Raw genomic sequence first — 22,477 nt, 5'->3', positions numbered from 1 at the left:
TCTATTCAACCGCTTTCTATTCGATATGGTCGCCGGTTTGATGGGAGAAGCTCAAGGATCTGCCGCCTGGTTCAGGATGTGCCGGAGCCCGCCTGAACGGCTCCGATTTCCTTCAGATAGGCCACGCTTTCTTCGAACTCGCGCGTCTCGTATGCTTTCAGGGCCTCGGTGGATTCATCCTTCTCCCTGGGCGTGCGCCAGTCTTCCCCGACGGGCCGGACGTGGGACCAGTACAGCCGCAGAAACGGCAGCAGGTCCCTGATATCGCGATCGGGGTATTCCGCCCAGTAGTCATCCATGAGCATGCGCACGTGCCGGGCGTAGATGGCGCCCAGTTCGATGGTTTTCGTTACTCCGCCGCGCTGTCCGTCCGATCCTGGCTGGCCGGACCGGTCCGCCGGGCCTCGCTGGCCCCGGTATCCGTCGATCAGGGAAAGCAGGCCGGGGTAGTCGACCACGCCGCTGCCCAGCGAACACCGCGCGATGCGGTACCCCTCGTCGGACGGATGGATCGTGTAATCCTTGAGGTGGACATGCTTCAGATAAGGGAGGATGCGTTCCGTGTATCCGAAGGGTTCCTCGCAGACCGCCAGCACGTTGCCCACATCGAGCGTGATGCCGATGCACGCGCTGTCCAGTTCTTCGCAGAGCCAGCGCATGTCGTGGGACGTGGCGTCCGAGTGGTTCTCCACCGCGATGGTCACCCCGTGTTCCTCGGCCAGGGGCAGCGCCGCGTGCAGAATGTCCCTGCACCCGACGAGATGGGCGATCCACCGGCCCGACAGCGGGCGGCGGTCACCGCCGAGGACGCCGCTCATGACCACGCGCAATGTCGAAGCACCGAGCCCAGCGGCCGCGGGTATCAGGCGCCGCAACATTTCGCCCTCGACCTGGCCGCCGTCCGCCACGACGTACAACCCGCTCTCCGCGGCCCGGGCACGGGCCCGCTCCAGCGAGGCCGGGGACAGATCGGGGAGGCAGTCGTCGGGAGGAAACTCCACGCCGCCAAGGCCGTGTTGGACGGCCATGTCCATGAGCTGAAAGGCGTCGTATCCCGTGTTGAACGAGTACGCGCAAACTCCTACTGACATAGGTTCTCCTTGCCGCTGGTGCTCATTGCCGTCATTGCCTCGATTGCCTGTCGCTATTCGGTCGGCTGTCGTCCCTGGACCGCGTAGCCGCCGTCGCACCGGATGTCCGTCGCCGTGATGTCGCTGGATTCGTCGCTCGCCAGGAAAACGAAGACGTTGGCGACCTCCCCGATGGTGGCGACCCGGCCGATGGGATGCAGGCGGTCGAAAGCCCTGAGTGCCGCCTCCGGATCCCCGGCGTTCTCCTTCACGAAGTTGTGCAGCATGGGCGAATCCACCGTGCCGGGTGAAACCGTGTTGACCCTGATACCGTCTTCGGCCAGTTCCATGGCCTGGCCCCGGGCCAGGGCGATCAGTCCACCTTTCGTCGCCCCGTAGACGGCCACGCCCGGATGGCCGTTATGGCCCGTCACGCTGGCCATGTGGATGATCGATCCGCCGCCTGCCGCCCGCATATGCGGAATGCAGTACTTGCTGAAGACGGCCGGTGCCAGCAGGTTGACGGAGAGGATGCGGGACATGGTCTCCTCATCCTGGTCCTCGATGGGGCTTACGGGCATGATGGCGGCGTTGTTGACCAGGACGTCGATCCTGCCGAACCGGGACGCCGCGTCGTCCACGAAGGACCGAACCCGGTCATGGTCGGTGATGTCCAGCGCTTCCGCCAGGACGGGCCGGCCCGTGTCCGCGACCAGGCGGCCGGTCTCCGCGACGGTTTGGGCGTTGATGTCGCACACCGCCACCGCGGCGCCTTCCCGGGCGAGCGCCAGCGCGATGCCCCGTCCTATTCCGTCCCCCGCGCCCGTCACGATCGCGGCCTTTTTCGCTAGTCGCATGGCCACTCCGTCGGCGACACGACGTGCTCGTGGTGGATAGTTGTACAATTGTACAAGTCCATGCGAATCCCCGCGAATTGCATCCCCTTAAGGTCAGCTACTCCGCAACCGTTGCTCCAGCCAGTGCGTCATGGGCGCCGGGGCGGGATCGCATACTTCCACCATCCGGCCGGGGAGGGGCTGGCCCAGGACCGCCTCCACGTCGCTTCGGCGCTCCGAGACAACGTCAGGATGCTGTCCTGCGACATTCCGCCGTTCTTCCGGATCGTCCTCCAGGTCGAAGAGTTCATCGCCGTTCTCGTCCTCGTAGCCCACCGACGTGCAGAAGTTCCAGCGGTCGTCCCGCACACTGGCCCGGCCCACGGCGTTGCCCGTGATGAAGGACGCCCACCCGGTCACGATCCGATCACGGATGGCGGCCTTTTCACCCGTGACCAGCGGCCACAGGTCCTCGCCGTCCGTCCAGTCCGCCCGTACCCCGAGCCGGCCGAGCAGCGTGGGCATGAGGTCGTGGTTCTGCACGAAGGCGTCCACGTCCACGTCCGTCGGACCGCCAGGTACATGCATCATGAGGTTGAGCTGTGTATTGAAGGGATGCAGTTCGTTTGGTCCCTTGCCGAAGCTCCCCTGGTCGAGCAACTGGGTCCCATGGTCCGACAGGATCACGATCAGGGTTTCATCGAGGAGGTTCAGGTCCGCCACCGCATTCAGCAACCGGCCCACGTACTCGTCCACCAGGGTGACCTCCCCCAGGTACAGCGCCTCGATGCGACGGAGTTCCGCTTCCGACGGACCGCCCGGTTGGCCTGGTCCGCCTGGCTCGCCTGGTCCGCCTGATCCGCCTGGTCTGCCTGATCCGTCACGGGCGTATGCGGGACCGGGTACGATGAAATCGAGACCGTCGTGCTCGAAATACCGGTCGGCGTATTCCGTCGGCGGGTCCCAGGGCTCATGGGGATCAAAGCTGTCGACCCACAGGAAGAAGGGCCCCGCCGTATGGTTGTCCGCGAGCCACGCGCTGGCCGAATTGAACACCCGGGCGCACTGGTAGTCGTCCTTGTCCTTCCTGTGGCGCTGGTTCAGCAGGTAGTTCACCAGTCCCGCATGCCTCAACATGTCCACGGGCTGCCTCACGTGCCGGGCGAGTTGCGCTTCGACCAGTTTCGGATCGCCACTCTTCCAGTTGTCCGATTCCTGTCCCCGCACGAAATCCAGATGGGCGAACCCCCGGGAGAAGTTCATGGTGGGCTTGAACATGTGGTACGTGTCGGCGATGAGGGCAGTAAGGTACCCCCGTTCCAGCAGGACCTCCGCGATCGTGTCCTGCTCCGGCGGGATCTTGTGCCAGCCGGGCGCATGGTGCCAGTGTCCGCGCCGATCGAAGTTGTACCGCCACGGGAAACTTCGCATCCCGGTGAACAGCGCCCGGCGTACCTGAAGCGTGGGCTGTCCCTCTCCGAAGGCGCGGTTGAACCGGATGCTGCTGCGGTGAAACGCGTCGAGATTGGGTGTGTACGCGTGGCTGTACTTCCTGCCCGGGCCGATGATGTCGGCGCGAAAGGTGTCCAGGCAGACGCAGATGACGTTCACGGGAGCTCCACAGGGAAACGGGACGTTACTTTTACAATGGGATCCGGTTTTTCAAATAATGGGAAAACTATGCGGAGGAGGCCGTTTCGTCAACGGAATTGCGGGCGAAGCGCATGGACCTGCGGGCCGTGTAAACCGCTTCTGAATGAGACAATGGAACTTGAAACACTGTTCTGTTCAGGTATAATGTGAGAGGCAAAGCAAAGGGAAACCTATATGACGCAACCAGCCGAATCCGAATACGACGCCATCGCCGGGGCCTACAAAGACTCCAAGCAACTGTCTTTTCGCAAATACATCGAGGAATACACGCTTTTCGAAATGCTTGGGGACATCAGCGGGGTGAAGGCGCTCGACCTGGCCTGCGGCGAGGGGTTTTATACGCGCAAGCTGAAACAGGCCGGCGCCGGTGAGGTGCTCGGCGTCGACGTCTCGGCCGAAATGATCCGGCTGGCGGAGGCCGAGGAACGCGCGCGCCCCACGGGTTGCCGGTATCTGAACCGGGACGCGGCGGCCTTGGTCCTGGACGAACCGGTCGATCTCGTCGTGGCCTTGTACCTGCTGAACTACGCCCGAGACGCGGACGAACTCCTTCGTTTCGTCCGGGCGGCCCACGGCGCGCTGAAACCGGGCGGGCGGTTCGTGGGTTTCAACGACAATGTCCTGAATGCACCCGGCGGCACGGTCTCATACGCCCGGTATGGATTTGAGAAGGTATACACGAGGAGGGCCGAGGCGCCGAACGAAGGCGACCCCATAGTCTACCGGTTCACGAACGACGACGGCACGCGGTTCGAGTTCAACAACTACTATCTGTCGCCAGGAACCTACTGCAGGGTCTTCGAGGAAGCTGGCTTTACGGGTTTTCGCTGGGTCGACCCGCAGTTGCATCCGTCCGAGCGGAACAACAAGTTCTGGGACGAATTCATGGCCGCGCCCCCCATCATCGGGTTCGAGGCGGTCAGGGAGTGACTGTACGGGGTCCAAGAGAGACCGCCTAGTGCGCCTCCTCCTTCATCTCATCCGCCGCCTTGCAGTTGCGGATCCAGATCTCGTCCTGCGTGGGTTCGTAGCCCTTCCAGGCGTAGGGGTCGGTGCCGGAAACCGGAACGATTACGCGCCGGTCGGCCGTGGCAGGGCGCTCGCCCTCCTCGATACCCCACGGCAGCAGGCTCCACGCGTTGCAGTAGTGGTTCACCAGCACGCGACGGGGCTGGTCGCTCCGGTTCTTGTAGGACCGGTGCAGGAGATAGCCGTTGAAGAAGACCAGGGCGCCGGCGCCGACTTCGACCGGCACTTCCACTGATTCGTCGAAGCCGTAACTCTCGGGGGCGAAGTCGAACTCATCGGGGTTCTCGTGAGCCCGCTGGGGGTACAGGTAGCCGTTGCGATGGGAACCGGGGATGACGTACAGGCACCCGTTTTCGATGGTGGCGTCGTCCACGGCGATCCATGCGCCGATCAGGGACCGGTCCCGCGTGGGGATGAAGATCTCGTCCTGGTGCCACGCCTGGCCCTGGAACCGGGGCGGTTTGATGAAGTACATGGACTGCATGCACTTGACACTACCGTCCCAGTAGGGCAGGTGGGCCGCGGTAATCTGGCTCAGCACGCCGCAGATCTTCGGATGGCGCACGTACTTCTCGATCACCTGGCTGACGAAGTGCGGCTGGTGTATGCACAGGATGCGTTGCAGCACGTCCTCGTCGGTGTCGTCGGGCTTCGGCGGATCGAGTCCCCGGCAGGGATACTTCCCCCGCGCCACGTCCACCAGGTCGTCCTTCAGTTCCTGCAGTTCCTCGCCGGTCATCAGGTCGGGAACGACGAGATAGCCGTTGTCCACGTAGAACTGGATCTGCTCATCGTCCACAATCCGGGGGACTTCGATCGCGGGTTCGGTCTGCTGGGAAAGGTCGGTCATGGTCATGGCTGGCCTCGGCGACATTCGGTTCAGGGCGGTGAATTTGAGCGCGGAACGGAGTCGTTCCTGGCGTTATTCTTAATGAAACGCGGGGGTTTTGTCAACCGTCCATTGCTCCGCATGGTTTATTTTACGGCACCGGGATTATTGCTGTTTTCGCGCGGTCATTCCTTTATATTAATCGTACCCGCGCGCTAATGCGGCGCGGTCCCGTTCGAACGAAGCCGCGGGGTAATCCGTCGCGGTCCCGTTTGAAATCCAAACCGATTCAGATGGCATACGATTCGAGTCCAACAGCGAGGGGGATATTGTGCTGAAACCTGCGAACGGCGCGCCGGGAGACGTGACCGATTATTGCTATACCCGTATCGAATACGATCTGGCCGAAGGCCGCGAAGTCAGCGTCGAGGACCACCGCGTCCAGGACGATATGGACTTCCTGGGCGGCATCGGCCGGTCCTTCAAGATCCTATCGGGTTACGACGTGAGCGATCCCTTTGCGCCGGACGTCCCACTGGTCATCAATACGGGCTGCTTCACCGGCACGCAGTTCATGACCGGTCTGCGGGCGTATTTCTCCGGCTATTCTCCCCTTAAGCGCACCCGGGCCGGCATGCCCATGCCCGTATGGTCGGCCATGAGCGGGAGTTTCGGCCGCAAGTTCTCCTATACCGGCATCGGCGACCTGATCCTCACCGGCCGCGCGGTCGTACCGAGCTTCCTGGTGATCAGGCAGACCGACGACGGCCCCGATCTTTCCCTGGTCGAAGCCCCTGCACACCTGGTCGGCGCACGGGTCAGGGACAAGATGGTCTACCTGGACGAGCGCTACAACGATGGCGACAAGAACTACCACGCCCATTTCGCCGTCCTCGGGCCCGCAGGCGAGCACTGGGAAACGGTCTGGTACGCGGCCGTGGTGGGGTCGACCCAGGAACAGTTGATGAGCGGGGAAGACAAGTGGCGTTTCGCGGGCCGGCTCGGCATGGGATCCGTGCTCGGTTCCAAGAACATCCTCGGCATCGTGGCCAGGGCGGAGAACGACTATTACCGCAAGGGTGACGACCGGCTCAAGGTCATCAACAACGAGATCGGACGGGGCGAGCAGAGCCGGGGATACCGCCATCCGCACAACCGGAACGGACTGGGCGGCACGGGCAAGAACAGCAAGATACTCGACGGATTCGGGGTGCTGCCCTACAGAAACTTCGAGCCGCCCGGCGAGAACGTAGCCGTCCCCGTACACCTGGAGACCATGCGGGAATCGGACGATTTCATCGTCATCGACAAGAGTTGCTACGGCTGCCAGATTACCTGCCACCAGGACTTCTACGACGTCCCGGAAGGCGGCAAGGATCCCGACTGGCGTAAGGCCCGAAGGAACCACGGAGAGTACCTGGGCCGATTCGAGTTCGAACCCATGGAACTGTCCGGCGCCAACCTGGGCATTCTGGATCCCCATGACAACCTGGAGCTTGCCCGGCTGGACGACGACCTGGGGTTCGATACCATTTCGGCCAACGTCGTGATCTCCTTCCTGATGGATTACAATGCCCGGGGCAACGGCACCGTCGCGGGCGGCGTCACCTTCGGCGACGCGGAAGGCGCCCGGCGGCTCAAGGAGGATATCGCCTACGGACGCGAACCTCTCTTCGGCAAGGGCGTCCAGGCGATCGCCGAAGAGATAGGCGGAAAGGCTTTCGCCATGCATGCCAAGGGGGTCGAGTTCTCCGCCTACCTGGGTCAGACCAATCCGGGCTATCCCTTCGCCGTGGCTGGCGGCCACATGTCCATGCGCACCTTCCTGCTGTACGTGATGGACCCGGACTGCAAGCCCGATTCCGCCGATTACTGGGTCCACAACATCACCGAGGAAGGCTGGAAGATGGTGAACAAGGACCTGCACGGGGGATGCCTGTTCACCATGGCCCCGCCGGACCAGGTCAGCGAAGGCATAGAGTCCGTCTTCGGGGTGCCCTTCTCGGCCGATCGGGTGCTGGACGCCACCTACCGGGCCCATATCCTGGGTTTCGCCCTCGAGCAGAAACAGGGGATCACCCCGGACGAATACGACATGCCGGCCGACGTCTTCATTGGTCAGGCCAAGGGCGACCTGCCCGGTGTGCATTTCCTGACCCGGGAGCTCTTCGAAGAGGTCAGGTCCCGTGTGCTGGAACGCCTGCACCGGGACGTGGAAACCCTCGGCTACGGTGGTCACGCGGCGCCGGCGTCCGTCTAGACGCTCCAGGCGGTCCGGGCGGACCACGCGGCCTTGGCGGACCACGCGGCCTTGGCGGCCCAGGCGATCCGGATAAATGAATCCCAAGAACAAACTCATAGGGGCCTCCGTCGCCATCGTGGTCATCCTTGGATTCGGAACCCTGGGATACAAGTTGCTGACGGAATGGACCTGGTTCGAAAGCTTCTACTTCACCCTGATCACCATCACGACCATCGGATATACCGAACCGGCCGGCCTCACCGAAAACGGCCGCTACTTTGGCACGCTGCTGATCGTCGTGGGCGTCGGGACGCTGGGCTACGCGCTGTCCGTCGCCGTACAGTCGGTCGTATCGCTCGAAATCGTCTCCTCACTGGGGAAGAGACGCCTCATGAACGAAATCCAGGAACTGAATGACCACTACATCGTCTGTGGCGCGGGCCGCGTCGGCAGGAGAATCGGGCAGGAAATAACCGCCCGCGGCCTGGACTGCGTGCTCATCGAGACCGAAGACCGGGCAGAACCCTTTGAATCGGACGATTACCGCGTGCTGAAGGGCGACGCCACGAAGGAGGAAGTGTTGAAGTCTGCGGGGATCGAGCGGGCAAGGGGCATCGTGTGCGCCGTGTCTTCCGACCCGGAGAACCTGTACATCACCCTGACGGCGCGGGATCTGAACCCGGACATCCACATCGTGGCCCGGGCCAACGAGGAGTCCGTCATTCCCAGGCTGACCCGCGCCGGTGCGGACAAGGTGGTCTCGCCGGTCATCACGGGTTCCCGGCAGATGGCGCAGATGCTGCTCAAGCCAGCCGTGGCCGACTTCATGGAGCTGGCATCCATGGCGGACAAGCTCGACCTGGAACTCGACCAGATCGAGATCGGGTCTGGATCGGGGCTCGCGGGATCATCCGTTGGGGAAGGAGCCATCGGATCGAACCATGACGTCATCGTCATCGCCGTCCAGGGGTCCGGTGGCAACGTCCTGTTCAACCCGGGAAGCGACCGGACGCTGGCGTCCGGAGACATCCTGATCGTCATGGGAAAGCGCGACAACCTGAAGAACCTGCGCAGGACCGCCGATCCTTCCGCCGTGCCTTAGCGGCCAGCCCGGCCAGGCCGGCACTCCAGAACAGTACGGCACGCCAGGTCGGCGCGCCGGTTTCCTCACAACCCTTGCCGCAGGGTCCGCAGAAACCGCTCCATGCCATTGACGGCGTAGTCGAGGACGTTGGCGTTGTCCGGCACGCTGTGGTACCAGTCGCGAACGACCTCTTCCGCGGGCTTGCCCGCGAAATTGTATCCCCGGTCTTGCCCACCCCGCTTGTCCGGTTCCCAGATCCAAAGGTACAGGCCGGCAAACCGCTCTTCCCCTTCCCAGGCCAGCCGCAGGGCCTCGTAACAACGCCGCTGCGCCTCCAGATCGAGGGGCTTCTCCGACACGTAATTCCAGGGATGGGCGGCGACACCGGACTGGCTCATGTATCCGACTTCGGTGAACAAAAGGGGTTTGTTCCACCGGGCCTGCCAGCGCAGCAGGTCCGCCTTGACCGGACGCCAGGCGGAGACCAGTTGTTCCACGGTGGGATCCTCGGATTCCGATAGTTCGTAGTAAGCCGATATCCCCGCGAAGTCGAGATCGTCCCAGAACGCGACCCGGTCGTACCGGTCCCAGTTCGCGGAATAGGTGAGTTGCCCCGGGAAGATCCCACGCACCTCGGAGATGGTCTCCCTCCATTGCCCGGTGAACCTTTCGGCCGATACGAGCTCGGTACCCACGCTCAGATACTCCACGTCCATTTCCGCGGCCAGCCGGGCGTAATGGCGGACCATTCCGCGGTAACTTTCAAACCACGCCTCCCAATCGCCCGGGGATATGGTACCGCGCCATTCCCTCTCGCCGGGGCGGTCCAGGTTGACGATGGGCGTCAGCATGACCTTCAACCCCATCCGGTGAGCGTAGTCGATGACCTCCCGGATCACGCGTTCGTGCTGTTCCCCCGTGGCGCCGTCCGACGGGCGTGTGAAATGGGTGACGGAATCCACGGAATCCTGCAGGATGAATACGGGGACGGAAAGGTGGGAAGCGCCCAGGGCCGCGATGTCTTCCAGGGAGGACCGGTAGTAGGACATCCCCTCCGAGGCCTTGAACACCCCCAGGGCGACGCCCTTTTGCATCACGGGGCGTATGGCGGTGCGCCCCGACCACAGAATGGTCAGGTCGAACAACAGCAGGCAGACGGCAAGCAACAGGCCGAGGAAAGGGAGGACGAGGCGGCGCATGTTATCTGCGCGGAGGGGCCTTCCGCTTCCGGCGGCCGAACTCGGCGGGAGGTGGCGGGGCCTCCTGCAGCACATCGATGAACTCGGAGGGCACGCCCGTGGTCAGGATGACCGGAGAGCGATCGTAGAAGTTCACGCCGGCTTCGGTGGCCTGCCGCGCACTGATGCGGAAGACGACCGGCGTATCCGTCTGGTTCCTGGCTACCTGTGCGGCGATATCTTCGGAAAGGGAAAGGTGGACGTACTGGCGGTCGCTGGGCGTCAGTCCGCCATTGGTGATGACCGAGGCCCGCGCGGGTACGGTCGCGTAATAGAGGTACTCGGGCGGATCCGCGGGAGGCAGCCCCAGGTCGATGGGAAAACTATGTCCGTAACGCGCCCGGATGCGGTCTTCCTCCACCTCGAATCTTCTCTTCTCAGCGCCGTCGGCGATCTCGAGGATTTCATCCCTCGCCAGCAGATCGAACTTCTCCTGGATGGCCTCGACGATCTCGTCGATTGACGCGTAACCCCTTTCGTCGAGCGTTATGTCGAATCTTTCGGGTTTATGACGGAGAATCAGGGAGAGGAGCTTGGAGAGTCTTTCGCGTCTTCGTGGATCCATTGATGGAGTCTTTCTGATGGAGTCTTGCCTGAGCGGAATATGGCGGCCACGATGGCTGTGCAGGCTATGCAGACTGTGCAGGCCATGCCGGCCGATGCAATGTACCAGAACTTGCTGTGAAAAGGAACCTACCGAGTATACGGCGGGCGTTGCGCACTGTCAAGATCAAACCCGAACGGCTGCTTCGCTGCCGACCGGCGGGCGCAGTCCTGCAAGCGCCGTCCCCGGTTTCAGTTCATTTCCATCCCGCCGTCGACATTGATCGCCTGGCCGGTGATCAGCGTGTTCTCGTCGGAGGCGACGAAGACCGCCGCGGCGGCGATCTCCTCCGGCTCGGAGACCCGTTTGAGGGGGATCTTCTCCACAAGCCGGGCCCGGGCCGTACCCGGCTCGTATCCGAACAGGCGGGCGCGGTCCTCGTCGATGTGGTCCCACATAGGTGTGGCCACGACGCCCGGACACAGCGCGTTGACCAGGATCCCGTGATCCGCCAGCGCCAGGGCCGCGGACTGCGTGATGCTGATGACGGCCATCTTGCTGGCGGCGTATGCGCTCGAATCGGCCCGGCCGTGTCTGCCCGAGATGGAGGACATGTTGATGATACGGCCGCCGCCGCCCTGCCGGATCATCTGGCGGGCCCCCGCCTGCATGCAGAAGTACGTCCCTTTAAGATTGAGATCGATGACCTGGTCCCATTCCATCTCGGTCAGATCGAGGAAGGGCTTGATTTCAACCCGTCCCGCGTTGTTGACCAGGATATCCAGCCTGCCCAGGGCGGAAACGGCTTCGTCGATCATGGGTACGATGCGGTCGACCTGGACCAGGTCGACGGTCAAAGCCGCCGCGGTGCCGCCGCCGTCACGGATCCGGTCCGCCGTAGCTTCCGCGCTGTCGCGATCGATGTCCACGGCCGCCACGTGCGCGCCTTCCTGCGCGAGTCTCAGCGCGATGGCGCGGCCGATACCGCTCCCCGCTCCGGTGACGACCGCCCGCTTTTCCGCCAGACGTCCTGTCGCACTCATGTACAGTCTCCCGGTGCTCCTGATGCTCCTGATCTCCTGATCCCTTGAGTCTCCTGGTGCCGGCCGCGCCCGGAACTACCCGGCGACCTGAACCGGTTTCCCTGCATCCACTGACCGGTAGGCCGCCTCGCTGACCTGGGAAACGGCCAGGGCGAAATGGGGAGGCTCATACTCCTTCCCGCCGTTGCGGATCATGCGGAAGAACGCGGCGTCCGGCGTGTCCTCCCGGATCCTCGCCGGGATCTTCAGCGGCTCGTCATTCAGAAGGACCGACTTGACCTGCCACTGGTGCAGGTGAAAGACGAGGCTTCCTTCGCTGCCGTGTATCGCGATGCGTTCGTCATGGCGGGAAGCGTTTCCGAAGGTGTTCAGCGTACCGTACGCGCCGTCCCTGAACCGCACCGCCACCACCATGTTGATATCCACGTCCCTCCCGGCCTTGTCCAGGAATGCGCTCACCTCGAGGGGCTTGAGATCCGTAATCCACAGCGTGGAAGCCACCAGGTGACTGCCCGTATCGAGAAACATGCCGCCGCCCGACAGGACCGGGTCGAGCCGCCACCCGCGCGTGCCGCCCCAGTTCTGCGTGACGTAGGCCACGACGCCGCGCAGCTCGCCGATAGCGCCCTTCCGAATCAGCTCCCGGGCATAGACATGGGGCGCCATGAAATTGCGCTGGTAGCTCACCAACAGAATCCGGCGCTTTTCTTCCGCCTTTCCGATCAAGGCGCACGTATGGCTGGACGAAATGGTGAGCGGCTTCTCGACGAGCGTATGCAGACCTTGATCCAGGGCATAGTCCACCTGCTCGTAGTGCAGGGCATGGGGTGAACTCACCATGACCGCGTCGAGCCGGTGACCCTCTATCATGTCCCGGTAGTCGGCGTAGCAGGGCACCGGGCTGCCCCATCGGTCCATCAACGCCCGGGCGGCTTCTTCCGAGGTATCCGCAACCGCCGCGATTTCGACCGCGCCGTCGGTCTGGATGCGCGGCACGTGGGCGCCCCGCATGTTGCCTCCGCAGCCGATCAGGGCGACGCGCAGACGCTTCTTTGCCATGTCAAGATCTCCGATCGCGGACCGCCTGTATTTTCGCATTCTTCTCCGCTTCCAGGCGTTCCCGCTCCTGGACGAGTTGTTCCCGCAGGGCGTGTACCTGCTGCTGGAACTCGTGGCCCTGGGCCTGGGCCGCCAACGCCTTGATTTTCGATTCGATCATGATCTCCTGTTCCGCGATCTTGGCCTGGTATTCCTTTTCCAGGTCGGCGATCCCCTTACGCTGCTCGTCCGTCAGCTTGCCGCCCTGCTGTGCGCCGGCGGTCTTCTCCATGGCGATTTCCAGTGCGCTTTTCATGGTATCTCCGGATCGATGGCGGACGCCGCTCGGTATTGATGGCGGACGCCGCTCAGTTTCCCGCGACCAGGCGTCGGATACGCCGGCCCGTCTGTTCTATATATCCGTCGAGCACCAGGTGGCTGGCATAGGCCGAGACCGATACGATGTAGCAGACGATTGGAAAGGACTCAACGGACCCTTTCAGGTACATGGGGACGAGCAGGAACAACGCCGGCACCAGCAGCATGGCCAGCCAGGTATGGGTCCATCCCCTGTGCTTGCCGAGCAGCGGCAGCATGGCGCCGAGTCCCAGAAGGGCCGCCGTCCTGTAATCCCCGATCAAGATAAACCAGATGTCCAGCAGAATCAACAGGCGGTAGAACAGCCGCTGCGATTTACTCTCGGTGTCCACGTCCGGAAAACAGGCCGACAACAGCCCGATGGAGAGCAGCAGAAGCACCCTGGGCCAGACGTCCAGGGTCCAATAAGGATCGAGCAGTTCCGTCCACCAAAGTCCGGCGGCACAGAGCGACATGGAGATGAGCGTGGCGAAGAAACCGCCCCAGACGTGTCCTCTGAAATCGGCCATGGCGTTACCCGGTCGGCCCCTGGGCCTGCCGTGCCGTCCTTAATCACACCGTTGCGACATTGGTCGCGCCGATGCGACCCTGGTCACGGCGCTTGGTCATCGAAGTTTTCCAGAGTCGTCAGCAGCCGGGCGAGGGGAAGGCCGATCACGTTGTAGAAACAGCCCTCCACGCGGGTGATGAGTCCGGCGCCCAACGCATGGGCGCCATAGGATCCCGCCTTGTCCAGAGGCTCGCCCGTATCCACGTACGCGCGGATTTTAGCGTCGGTTAACTCCCGCATGGAGACGGTCGTCCACTCGTGTCCCGTCACCGCCCGGTCCGCCTGCGGATCCAGCAGCGCGAACCCCGTGAGCACACGGTGAGAACGGCCGGCCAGCTTTTGCAACATGGCGAACGCGTCTTCCGCATCTTTCGGCTTGCCGATGACCTCGTCCTCGAACAGGACCACCGTGTCCGCGCCAAGTACCAGGCGGCCGCGGGGGTCGACCCGGCAGGCGGCGCTCTTCGCCTTGGCCAATGCGAGCCGTTCTGCCGTTCCGGAAGGATCGCCTTCAAAGGAAAACCGGGATTCGTCGACGTCCGGCAGCACAATCTCGAAGGTTATCCCGATCTGCCGGAGCAGGCTGGACCGACGGGGCGAGGAAGAGGCCAGGACGATCTGCTTCATCGGCGGGACTCGACGGTCAAGGTCACGGGCCCATCGTTGACCAGCGACACTTCCATGTAGGCGCCGAAACGGCCGGTGGCGACCCGTATACCGCGCTCCCTGAGGCGTTCGACCGCCAGCTCGTACAGTGGTTCGGCCTGTTCGGGCGGCGCGGCGCTTTCGAAGCTGGGCCTGCGGCCCTTGCGGGTATCTCCGAACAGGGTAAACTGCGAAATGGCCAGCACTTCGCCCCCCACGTCGTGCAGAGAACGATTCATCTTCCCCTGTTCGTCGCCGAAGATCCGGAGTCCGGCGCATTTGTTAACGACGTACTCCACGTCCTCTGGCGCATCGTCCTTCGCAATACCGAGGAGCAGTACGAGACCGGGACCGATTTCTCCGGTTACCGCGCCGTCGATTTTGACGGAAGCGCTGGAGACGCGCTGCAATACTACCCGCATCGATTCATACCCCCTAAATCTTTATCCTCTTCCAGCGTCCCCGCCGGAACAGGAACCAGGCGATCACCAGGCGGATACCCCAGTCCAGCGCCGTACCGTACCATACCCCCGGCAATCCCCAGCCCAGTTCGATCACCAGCACGTACATCATGCCGATCCGCAGGAAGATCGCGCCGAATATGCTGATCAGCATGGGGCTAACGGTGTCTCCCGCGCCCCGCATGGCGCCGGTGTAGATCATCAGCAAAGCCGACGTCGGCAGTTCGAGGGCGGCGATACGCACGCAGAGCACGGCCAGGTCATACACTTCCGGCGACGGGCTGTAGATGCCGACGAGCAGACCGGGTACGGCGACGAAGATAAGACCCAGCGCGCTCATGGCGATCAGGCCGATTCGAGCAGCCTTCTTCACGGCGAGCTCGGCGATTTCGGGGCGCTCGGCGCCCAGGCTCTGTCCGACCACGGTGGCCACGGCCATGGAAAGTCCGAATACGGGCATGAAGGATACCATCTCCACCCGTATGGTCATGAAATGCGCCGTGAGCGCTGTCGTGCCCAGGCTGGTCACGATCCACATGAACGAGAAATAGGCGCATTGCATGACGGACTGTTCTCCGAGATTCGGCACGGCGATCCGTATGATGGTCCGCAGGTGCTCGGATCTGATAATACCGATGTCGCTGCCGCACAGCCTGAATCTCGCATGACGGCGGAACAGCCTGTACAGGAGCAGGACGGCGCCCAGGACGTAAGCCGTGCCCGTGGCAAGGGCCGCGCCCGTTATGCCCAGTTCCGGGAAGGGTCCGATGCCGAAGATCAGCACCCAGTCGGCGAAGATGTTGTACACGTTCATGACGCCGGTGATCCACATGGGCGTCTTGGTGTCGCCGGCCGCGCGCAGGATCCCGCTGCTGGTATAGATGAAAAGACGCAGCACGCTGAAGGCGAAGACGATCGGCATGTACTCCTGGGCACGTTCGACGACGTCCGGCTCCGTACCCAGAAACACCATGAGATCCTCGCCGAACATCAGACCCAGCGCGGCCACCATAAGGCCGATGGACGTTCCGAGTATGATTCCCTGGCCGGCGGCCTCGCAGGCCGTCTTCTGGTTGCCCCGGCCCAGGTTCCTCGCCACGACGGCGCCCGTCGCCACCCCGATCCCGTAGAACACGAATACCACGGTAAAGAGGATCATGGAACTCTGGCCGACGGCGGCGAAAGCCAGCGTTCCGAGGGTACCGATGAAGATGCTGTCGACGATGTACACCGTCGTGTGCATCAGGTTCTCGAGAATGGCCGGCCATGCGAGGGTAAGGATGGTACGGTTGAGGCGTTTTCTGGAGAGGTCGAGCATGGAGTGTCCGAACAAACGGAGGAAACGAAGAACGGTCCATGTAAAACGCTATAAATCAGTCACTTACCCGGAAGTGAAATCTCACCATGTTAGTTGTTGAAAACCCCGGATGTCAAGGGCATATGAGGGCACCGCGGAAGGGTGTCTATTTTATATCAAGTAAATAAAACAATACGAATATTCGCTTTCGGTAATAACCTTGACGTGCCATGCGCCGAAAGCCATAATGACAGTAGCCATGGAATCTGACATCCGTGATCCCGATCTCGCCGAGGCCGGCGCGGCGCGCATGGCGTGGGACGCCCGCCAGATGCCGGTCTTGCGCGCGATAAAAGACCGGTTCGTGCGGGAACAGCCCCTTCGTAACCTGCGCGTCGGCGTGTGCCTGCACATTTCGACCAAGACGGCCAACCTGGTCACGGCGATCAAAGCGGGCGGCGCGGAACCCATCGTCTGCGCGTCCAATCCCTTGAGCACGCAGGACGACGTGGCTGCCAGCCTGGTCGCGCATCACGGGGTGCCCGTATTTGCGAAAAGAGGGGAAGACTCCGGCACATTCAGCCGGCACCTGCACACCGTGCTGGATGCGCAGCCGGATCTCCTGCTGGACGACGGGGCCGACCTGGTTACCACGGCGCATCGGGACCACCGCCAACAGCTGGACAAGATCATCGGCGGAACGGAAGAGACGACCACGGGCGTTAACCGGCTCCGAAGCATGGTCCGGAACGGCGACCTGACCTTTCCGGTCATCGCGGTCAACGATTCAAAAACCAAGCACCAATTCGACAACCGGTTCGGCACGGGGCAAAGCGCGCTCGACGGCATCCTCCGGGCAACCAATGCGCTGATCGCGGGCAAAACCGTGGTGGTTTGCGGCTACGGCTGGTGCGGACGGGGCGTGGCATCCCGGGCCAGGGGCCTGGGCGGTCAGGTCATCGTAACGGAAGTGGACCCCGTCGCGGCCCTGGAAGCCGCCATGGAAGGATTCCGGGTACTGCCCATGGCCGAGGCGGCCGCACTGGGCGACCTGTTCATTACCGTGACCGGAAACCGCGGGGTCATACGCCGCGATCACCTGGAAGCCATGAAAGACGGCGCCATGCTGGCCAACGCCGGACATTTCGACGTGGAAATCGACGTGCAGGCCCTGGACGCCCTCGCGGTCGAGCGACAGTCCCTGCGCCCATGGGTGGAGGAGTACGTCCTGGCGAACGGCCGGAGACTGTATCTCCTCGGCGAGGGCCGGCTGGTCAACCTGGTTGCCGGCGAGGGACATCCCGCCGCGGTCATGGACCTGTCCTTCGCCAACCAGGCCCTGGCGGCGGAGCACCTGGCAGCCAGGCACGAGGAAATGACACCCGGAGTACACACCCTGCCGGATGAAATCGACCGCGAGATCGCCGGCCTGAAGCTCGCGAGCATGGGATTGGCCGTGGACGAGTTGACGCCGGAACAGAAGGCGTACCTGGATTCGTGGCACTGAGCGTTTCGTGACACTGAGCGATAACGGGTATCGGAAGAGGTTAAAAATGTGTCGGGAGAATCGGGAAAAGCAGCACGCAGAATCAAGTGCGGAAGCGCTTAACAGCCTCCAGATGACCCCCGACGTCATGCTCGAGCTCGCGACCAGGACGGCGGAAATCATTATAGAACGTATCAGGAATCTTCCGGATGAACAGGCCTGGGACGGCGAGTTCAAGCAAGAACTGGAAGATCAGCTCATGGAGGATCCGCCCGAACACGGCAGCCCCGCGCTGGAGGTCCTGGGGAGGGCGGCAAAGGACATACTACCCCTGGGCGCCCGGCTTGACCACCCCCGGTCCTTCGCGTTCATCCCTTCGGCGCCGACCTGGCCCGGCATATTGGCGGACTTCATGGTCTCCGCCTACCAGGTCAACCAGTGTACATGGCTCACATCAAGTGGGGCGAGCCAGATGGAACTGGTCGTCATGGACTGGATCCGGCGCTGGCTGGGGTATCCGGACACCGCCGGCGGCCTGATGACTTCCGGAGGCTCCGCGGCCAGCCTGGAAGCCCTGGTCGCGGCACGGGAGTCTGCGGGCGCGCCCGAACGCGGCACGGTCTATATGAGCGACCAGAGCCATAGCGCGCTGGTCCGGGCGGCCAGGATCATGGGCATACGATCCGAAAACGTGCGTTTGATTCCTACCGACGCGCTTTTCCGGATGGATCCGGAGGCGCTGAAGCAAACGGTGGCAGCGGACCGGGCCGCGGGATTAGAACCGGTGGCGGTCTGCGCCAACGCCGGGGCGGCCAGTACAGGCGCAATCGATCCGCTCGAAACGATCGCGGATTTCTGCGAGGCGGACGGCATCTGGCTCCACGTCGATGCCGCCTACGGCGGTTTTACGGTAATCACCGAAAAGGGAAAGGACCTCCTGCGCGGCATCGAACGGGCGGACTCCATCGGTCTGGACGCGCACAAGCTGTTCTTTCAACCCTACGAAGCCGGCTGCCTGATGGTGAAGGACTTAGGCCACCTCGAGCGCGCATTCGCCGTACGGCACGATATCCTCCAGGACACGATATGGGGCGCGAACCACCCCAACTTCTCGGACCGGGGCCTGCAACTGAGCCGGTCGGTACGGGCCCTGAAAATCTGGGTGTCCGTGAAGACCTTTGGAATGACTGCATTCCGAAACGCCGTTTCCAATGGCATGGAACTGGCCGGGCGGGCCGAGGAGCATATCCGGAACAGCGGGACCCTGGAATTGTTGTTGCCGTCATCGCTCGGTATCGTATGCTTCCGCGTCAATTCCGCCGCCGCAGACCTCGATGAGGGATCGCTCGAGAGAATAAACCGGAAAGTGCTCGCCCGCGTCTTCTGGGAGGACCCCGCCCTCATGTCATCGACCCTGTTGCGGGGCAGGTTTACACTCAGGCTCTGCATCGTCAACTACACCACGACCTGGGACGACGTGCGCGAAACCCTGGAAGCCATCGAACGTTTCGGAAACGAGGCGATTTCGGAAACAACCCCGGTTGGCGTGTAGGCCATCTTCCGCTTGACTATGCAAGCCCGGGTTGGTCATAGTGCACATACCTGCCGGCCGCATGCGTTTCAGACACCGAATGAACCTGCTAAAATACCTCCACAGATAATCCCCACAGATAAAGGACTTCCAGAAGATGACTTTGACAAGCGACGAAGTCGCCCATTTCAGCACCCACGGCTACGTGGTCAGACCGGGATTCTTCACGGACCGGGAGACCCGGGCCCTCCAGGCCGAGATCGATCGTCTCATGGAAGACGGCGCCCTGCGCAACGTCGCCACGGAGGGCGACGGGAAGACGACGTCCACCACGCAGCGCAATCTGCAACTGTGCCCGATGTACCGGCACAGCGACCTGTTCAGGGCTCTTCCGTTCCAGCCCGACGTGGCCGGTGCCATCTCCCAGTTAATCGGAGATCCCTTTATTCTTCACCTGGACCAGGTCTTTCTCAAGCCGGGCGGAGACGGCATGGGCACCCACTGGCACCAGGATAACGCCTATTTCAAGATCCGCGATCCGCTCATGGGAACGGCCATGTGGATCGCCGTGCACGACGCCACCGTCGAGAACGGCACCATGCAGGTGATTCCCGGCAGTTACCGGACACCCTACGAGCACAGCCGGGACCCCTACAGCGATCACCACATCCGCTGCTATCCGCCGGAGGAACAGGCGGACACCATCGAACTGAAAGCGGGCGGCGCCCTGTTCTTCTGCTACGGCACCGCGCACTGCACCGGCCACAACCGGACGGACCGGTCCCGCGCGGGCATCGCCTTCCACTTTCTGCGCGCGGACTACGCGCCGGAGCAACTCATCGCGGACGGCCGCGACTACCGGCCCTATGTCACCGGACCACGGGCGACGGGAGGGGTGGCGGAGTACGGCGTTCGCGTGGACGGCACGTGGGAATCCGAAGTGGAGAAGGCACTGGGAGGTGTTACAATATGATCCAGCGGATATCCGCGTCCCTGCGCCTCGTCCTCGCCGCCGGCCTCATCGTGGCGGCAAACGGTACGGAAGCCCAGCAGCCTCCTCCAACGGCCTACCAGGCTGCCCGTACCGGCGGCAACTACATGCACAACTTCTACCTGCCGCCGCCTTCCACGACCACGCCCCGCCGGCCGGCATGGTCCCCCGACGGCGAGACACTGGCCTTCGCGCTGCACGGTTCGATATGGCGGATGCGACTGGGCGAACGCACGGCTTACGAACTCACGGACAACGAAACCTACGACTCCTCACCGGCCTGGTCGCCCGACGGCGCATGGATCGCCTACTCGGCGGAAGCCGACAACCGGACGATCGATCTCATGGTCCTGAACGTCGAAACCGGGGTTTCCCGTCCGCTGAAGACCGGGGATCACCTCTATCTCGACCCCGCCTGGTCGCCCGACGGTTCCAGGCTGGCCTACGTGTCCACGGAACCCAACGGTTATTTCAACATCTTCGTGCAGGACATGGCGGACGGCAGCGCAGCCGGAGACCCGATACAGCTGACCCGCGACAACGACTATGGCAGGAGCCGCCTGTACTTCGGCGCCTATGACCTCCACATCGAACCGAGCTGGTCGCCGGACGGCAGTGAGCTGATGTTCATCGGCAACCGCGGCATTCCCCTCGGATCCGGCGCCGTCTGGCGGATGCCCGTCGAGCCGTTCGGCATCGACCGGGCCCGAGTCGTATTCGAAGAACAGACGCTGTACCGGACTCGGCCGCACTGGTCGCCGGACGGGTCCCGCTTCGTGTACGCGTCCCACCGCGGCGGCCAGTACACGAAACTCTACCTGCTGCCCGCCGATGGGGGCCATCCCTACAAGATCACCTTCGGAGATTGGGACGACTTCTATCCCCGCTGGTCGCCGGACGGGTCCAGAATTGCCTACATCACCAATGAAAACGGCCTGCCAGTTCTGCGGATCATGGAGACGGTAGGCGGCAAGCTTACCGACATCGTGATCGAGGAAAAGCGCTGGCGCGGTCCCCACGGCCGGGCGGCGGTCACCGTGCTGGACGGCGAAACGGGGAAACCGGCCACGGTCCGCGTCTATGCCCGGGCATCCGACGGCAAGTCCTATGCCGCGGAAGGCGCGTACCACCGCGTCGGCCGGCTCCGGGAACACTTCTTTCACGCACCCGGATCGATTATCCTGGATGTCCCGGCCGGTCCGCTGACCGTGGAAGCCATGAAGGGGTTCGAATACCATCCCGCCAGCACGACCGTCGAGATCGAGGACGGGAAGACCACTGCCGTGGCCCTGACGCTGCGGCGCATGACGGACATGCGGAAAAAGGGATGGTACAGCGGCAGCACCCACATTCACATGAACTACGCGGGGGACCTGCACAACACGTTGGAGAACCTGATGCACATGTCGGAGGCGGAGGACCAGTCCGTGGTCAACGAACTCGTGGCCAACAAGGACAACCGCATGCTCGACTACCAGTTCTTCACGGGCAAGCCCGACGCCCTTTCCACGCCGGATCACGTCCTGCACGTGGGTGAGGAGTACCGTCCCGCTTTCCACGGGCATGTATACTTCATCGGGCTTTCGGACTTCCTCCTGTCGCCCTTCGCGTCCGGTTACGAGGGCACCGCGATATACAGCCTGTACCCGTCGAACACGGATATGCTGAAGCTTGCCGGTGAGCAGGGCGCATTCAGGGCATACGTCCATCCCTATTTCGGAGAGGCCGATCCACTGGGCGGCGAAAATCCGACGCTGGGCAGCGCCAAGGCATTTCCCGTGGACGCGGCGCTGGGTACCGTGGAAGCCCTCGAGATCTCGGGGGCGGGACACGCCGTACTCGACGTGTGGCATCACCTGCTCAACAACGACATCAACATCGTGCTGACGGGCGGGGAGGACTCCATCAGCAGCATGTACCGCACCGCCATCGTCGGACAGGTGCGGTCCTACGTCTACCTGGGCGACAAGCCCCTGTCCTGGGATGCCTGGCTGTCAGCGCTGCGGGCCGGACGGACCTTCGCCACCAATGGACCGCTGCTTGAATTCACCATCGACGATGCGATGCCCGGCGAGGTCATCCGGCTTCCGGCAGAAGGCGGTTCGATCACCCTTCGCGGAGAGGTCCGGAGCATCGTACCCCTCGAGAAGGTCATGGTCTACCGGAACGGCCGGATTCTGAAGGAGATCCCGCTGTCCGGAAAAGGTACGGAAGCGGTTTTCGAGGAAGAGATGACCGTTCGCGAAAGCGGATGGTACACCCTCCAGGCCGAGGGCGCCCCGTGGACCCATCCCATCGACGACCGCTATCCGCTGGCCACCACGCAGTCCATTCGGGTCTACGCGGGCGATGACCCGATCCGCAACCCGGATTCCGCCCGGTACTTCGTCCGGTGGATCGACCGGCTCATCGAAATGGCCGAAGCACATCCTGGCTGGCGTTCGCAAGAGGAAATCGATCACGTGATCGGCCAGTTCCGGGAAGCCCGTGCGGTGTACGAGAACCTCGCTCGTTGAACGGCCGGGTGACCGT

20 protein-coding genes are annotated in these 22,477 nt (G+C 63.0%); 7 read left to right on the top strand and 13 right to left on the bottom strand.

Annotated features, from left to right (window positions below):
* Window positions 1–71: 71 nt before the first annotated feature.
* The 3 genes from F4X08_14385 to F4X08_14375 form a co-directional block, all read right to left on the bottom strand.
* Window positions 72–1,091: a sugar phosphate isomerase/epimerase gene (locus tag F4X08_14385; GenBank protein MYD26986.1), complete on the bottom strand. Its 1,020-nt coding sequence runs from the start codon at window positions 1,089–1,091 to the stop codon at window positions 72–74.
* Between the two features lie 53 nt (window positions 1,092–1,144).
* On the bottom strand, window positions 1,145–1,927 hold the full coding sequence (locus F4X08_14380) for an SDR family oxidoreductase (GenBank protein ID MYD26985.1): 783 nt from the start codon (window positions 1,925–1,927) through the stop codon (window positions 1,145–1,147).
* A 93-nt stretch (window positions 1,928–2,020) separates the two neighbouring features.
* Entirely contained in the window at window positions 2,021–3,517 is a 1,497-nt protein-coding gene (locus F4X08_14375; GenBank protein MYD26984.1) for a sulfatase-like hydrolase/transferase, read from the bottom strand.
* Between the two features lie 216 nt (window positions 3,518–3,733).
* On the opposite strand from F4X08_14375, the gene F4X08_14370 reads away from it, so the two are divergent.
* Window positions 3,734–4,489, top strand: a complete 756-nt coding sequence (locus tag F4X08_14370) for a class I SAM-dependent methyltransferase (protein MYD26983.1) — start codon at window positions 3,734–3,736, stop codon at window positions 4,487–4,489.
* 25 nt (window positions 4,490–4,514) lie between these two features.
* Here F4X08_14370 and F4X08_14365 read toward each other — a convergent pair whose 3' ends face one another.
* Complete coding sequence (locus F4X08_14365) at window positions 4,515–5,438, bottom strand: phytanoyl-CoA dioxygenase family protein (GenBank protein ID MYD26982.1); 924 nt, start codon at window positions 5,436–5,438, stop codon at window positions 4,515–4,517.
* A gap of 310 nt (window positions 5,439–5,748) precedes the next feature.
* Here F4X08_14365 and F4X08_14360 point away from each other — a divergent pair, with 310 nt between their 5' ends.
* Together F4X08_14360 and F4X08_14355 are read left to right on the top strand one after the other, a co-directional pair.
* The gene (locus tag F4X08_14360) at window positions 5,749–7,677 is read left to right on the top strand and encodes a hypothetical protein (protein ID MYD26981.1); all 1,929 of its coding nucleotides are present in this window, start codon (window positions 5,749–5,751) and stop codon (window positions 7,675–7,677) included.
* A 76-nt stretch (window positions 7,678–7,753) separates the two neighbouring features.
* On the top strand, window positions 7,754–8,761 hold the full coding sequence (locus F4X08_14355) for a potassium channel protein (GenBank protein MYD26980.1): 1,008 nt from the start codon (window positions 7,754–7,756) through the stop codon (window positions 8,759–8,761).
* Window positions 8,762–8,826: 65 nt separating this feature from the next.
* Here the strand turns inward: F4X08_14355 and F4X08_14350 are convergent, their stop codons facing one another.
* The 9 genes from F4X08_14350 to F4X08_14310 form a co-directional block, all read right to left on the bottom strand.
* Window positions 8,827–9,942, bottom strand: a complete 1,116-nt coding sequence (locus tag F4X08_14350) for a hypothetical protein (GenBank protein MYD26979.1) — start codon at window positions 9,940–9,942, stop codon at window positions 8,827–8,829.
* Window position 9,943: 1 nt separating this feature from the next.
* Entirely contained in the window at window positions 9,944–10,546 is a 603-nt protein-coding gene (locus tag F4X08_14345) for an RNA 2'-phosphotransferase (GenBank protein ID MYD26978.1), read from the bottom strand.
* Window positions 10,547–10,776: 230 nt separating this feature from the next.
* The gene (locus tag F4X08_14340; protein MYD26977.1) at window positions 10,777–11,568 is read right to left on the bottom strand and encodes a glucose 1-dehydrogenase; all 792 of its coding nucleotides are present in this window, start codon (window positions 11,566–11,568) and stop codon (window positions 10,777–10,779) included.
* A gap of 75 nt (window positions 11,569–11,643) precedes the next feature.
* Window positions 11,644–12,666 (bottom strand): Gfo/Idh/MocA family oxidoreductase, encoded by a 1,023-nt coding sequence (locus F4X08_14335; GenBank protein ID MYD26976.1) that lies wholly within the window; start codon window positions 12,664–12,666, stop codon window positions 11,644–11,646.
* Window positions 12,629–12,922, bottom strand: a complete 294-nt coding sequence (locus tag F4X08_14330) for a hypothetical protein (protein MYD26975.1) — start codon at window positions 12,920–12,922, stop codon at window positions 12,629–12,631. Before F4X08_14330 ends, F4X08_14335 begins: the two co-directional genes overlap by 38 nt.
* A 52-nt stretch (window positions 12,923–12,974) precedes the next feature.
* Window positions 12,975–13,493 carry a hypothetical protein gene (locus tag F4X08_14325; GenBank protein ID MYD26974.1) on the bottom strand — a complete coding sequence of 173 codons (519 nt, stop codon included), beginning with the start codon at window positions 13,491–13,493 and terminating at the stop codon, window positions 12,975–12,977.
* Between the two features lie 83 nt (window positions 13,494–13,576).
* Complete coding sequence (gene maf / locus F4X08_14320; protein MYD26973.1) at window positions 13,577–14,161, bottom strand: septum formation protein Maf; 585 nt, start codon at window positions 14,159–14,161, stop codon at window positions 13,577–13,579.
* A complete protein-coding gene (locus F4X08_14315; protein MYD26972.1) occupies window positions 14,158–14,601 on the bottom strand; it encodes a D-tyrosyl-tRNA(Tyr) deacylase in 444 nt (147 codons plus the stop codon). The genes maf and F4X08_14315 overlap by 4 nt, the downstream gene beginning before the upstream one ends.
* Window positions 14,602–14,614: 13 nt before the next feature.
* On the bottom strand, window positions 14,615–15,958 hold the full coding sequence (locus F4X08_14310; GenBank protein ID MYD26971.1) for an MATE family efflux transporter: 1,344 nt from the start codon (window positions 15,956–15,958) through the stop codon (window positions 14,615–14,617).
* Between the two features lie 238 nt (window positions 15,959–16,196).
* Here F4X08_14310 and F4X08_14305 point away from each other — a divergent pair, with 238 nt between their 5' ends.
* From F4X08_14305 to F4X08_14290, 4 genes are all read left to right on the top strand, one after another.
* Window positions 16,197–17,444, top strand: coding sequence for an adenosylhomocysteinase (locus tag F4X08_14305; protein ID MYD26970.1), 1,248 nt, complete (start codon window positions 16,197–16,199; stop codon window positions 17,442–17,444).
* A gap of 46 nt (window positions 17,445–17,490) precedes the next feature.
* The gene (locus F4X08_14300) at window positions 17,491–18,975 is read left to right on the top strand and encodes an aminotransferase class V-fold PLP-dependent enzyme (protein ID MYD26969.1); all 1,485 of its coding nucleotides are present in this window, start codon (window positions 17,491–17,493) and stop codon (window positions 18,973–18,975) included.
* 136 nt (window positions 18,976–19,111) lie between these two features.
* Complete coding sequence (locus F4X08_14295) at window positions 19,112–19,927, top strand: phytanoyl-CoA dioxygenase family protein (protein ID MYD26968.1); 816 nt, start codon at window positions 19,112–19,114, stop codon at window positions 19,925–19,927.
* Complete coding sequence (locus F4X08_14290; GenBank protein MYD26967.1) at window positions 19,924–22,461, top strand: hypothetical protein; 2,538 nt, start codon at window positions 19,924–19,926, stop codon at window positions 22,459–22,461. The genes F4X08_14295 and F4X08_14290 overlap by 4 nt, the downstream gene beginning before the upstream one ends.
* Window positions 22,462–22,477 lie beyond the last annotated feature (16 nt).

The sequence above is a fragment of the Gemmatimonadota bacterium genome (assembly GCA_009841265.1).
In the GTDB taxonomy this organism is placed as follows: Bacteria; JAAXHH01; JAAXHH01; order JAAXHH01; family JAAXHH01; genus JAAXHH01.
This window is presented reverse-complemented; position numbering and strand designations above follow the sequence as displayed.

Bases quoted from the DNA above. Each gene is read 5' to 3' on its own strand.
- F4X08_14385 (MYD26986.1), bottom strand. From the start codon at position 1,091: ATGTCAGTAGGAGTTTGCGCGTACTCGTTCAACACGGGATACGACGCC.
- F4X08_14380 (MYD26985.1), bottom strand. From the start codon at position 1,927: ATGCGACTAGCGAAAAAGGCCGCGATCGTGACGGGCGCGGGGGACGGA.
- F4X08_14370 (MYD26983.1), top strand. From the start codon at position 3,734: ATGACGCAACCAGCCGAATCCGAATACGACGCCATCGCCGGGGCCTAC.
- F4X08_14365 (MYD26982.1), bottom strand. From the start codon at position 5,438: ATGACCGACCTTTCCCAGCAGACCGAACCCGCGATCGAAGTCCCCCGG.
- F4X08_14355 (MYD26980.1), top strand. From the start codon at position 7,754: ATGAATCCCAAGAACAAACTCATAGGGGCCTCCGTCGCCATCGTGGTC.
- F4X08_14350 (MYD26979.1), bottom strand. From the start codon at position 9,942: ATGCGCCGCCTCGTCCTCCCTTTCCTCGGCCTGTTGCTTGCCGTCTGC.
- F4X08_14345 (MYD26978.1), bottom strand. From the start codon at position 10,546: ATGGATCCACGAAGACGCGAAAGACTCTCCAAGCTCCTCTCCCTGATT.
- F4X08_14340 (MYD26977.1), bottom strand. From the start codon at position 11,568: ATGAGTGCGACAGGACGTCTGGCGGAAAAGCGGGCGGTCGTCACCGGA.
- F4X08_14335 (MYD26976.1), bottom strand. From the start codon at position 12,666: ATGCGAAAATACAGGCGGTCCGCGATCGGAGATCTTGACATGGCAAAG.
- F4X08_14330 (MYD26975.1), bottom strand. From the start codon at position 12,922: ATGAAAAGCGCACTGGAAATCGCCATGGAGAAGACCGCCGGCGCACAG.
- F4X08_14325 (MYD26974.1), bottom strand. From the start codon at position 13,493: ATGGCCGATTTCAGAGGACACGTCTGGGGCGGTTTCTTCGCCACGCTC.
- maf (MYD26973.1), bottom strand. From the start codon at position 14,161: ATGAAGCAGATCGTCCTGGCCTCTTCCTCGCCCCGTCGGTCCAGCCTG.
- F4X08_14315 (MYD26972.1), bottom strand. From the start codon at position 14,601: ATGCGGGTAGTATTGCAGCGCGTCTCCAGCGCTTCCGTCAAAATCGAC.
- F4X08_14310 (MYD26971.1), bottom strand. From the start codon at position 15,958: ATGCTCGACCTCTCCAGAAAACGCCTCAACCGTACCATCCTTACCCTC.
- F4X08_14305 (MYD26970.1), top strand. From the start codon at position 16,197: ATGGAATCTGACATCCGTGATCCCGATCTCGCCGAGGCCGGCGCGGCG.
- F4X08_14300 (MYD26969.1), top strand. From the start codon at position 17,491: ATGTGTCGGGAGAATCGGGAAAAGCAGCACGCAGAATCAAGTGCGGAA.
- F4X08_14295 (MYD26968.1), top strand. From the start codon at position 19,112: ATGACTTTGACAAGCGACGAAGTCGCCCATTTCAGCACCCACGGCTAC.
- F4X08_14290 (MYD26967.1), top strand. From the start codon at position 19,924: ATGATCCAGCGGATATCCGCGTCCCTGCGCCTCGTCCTCGCCGCCGGC.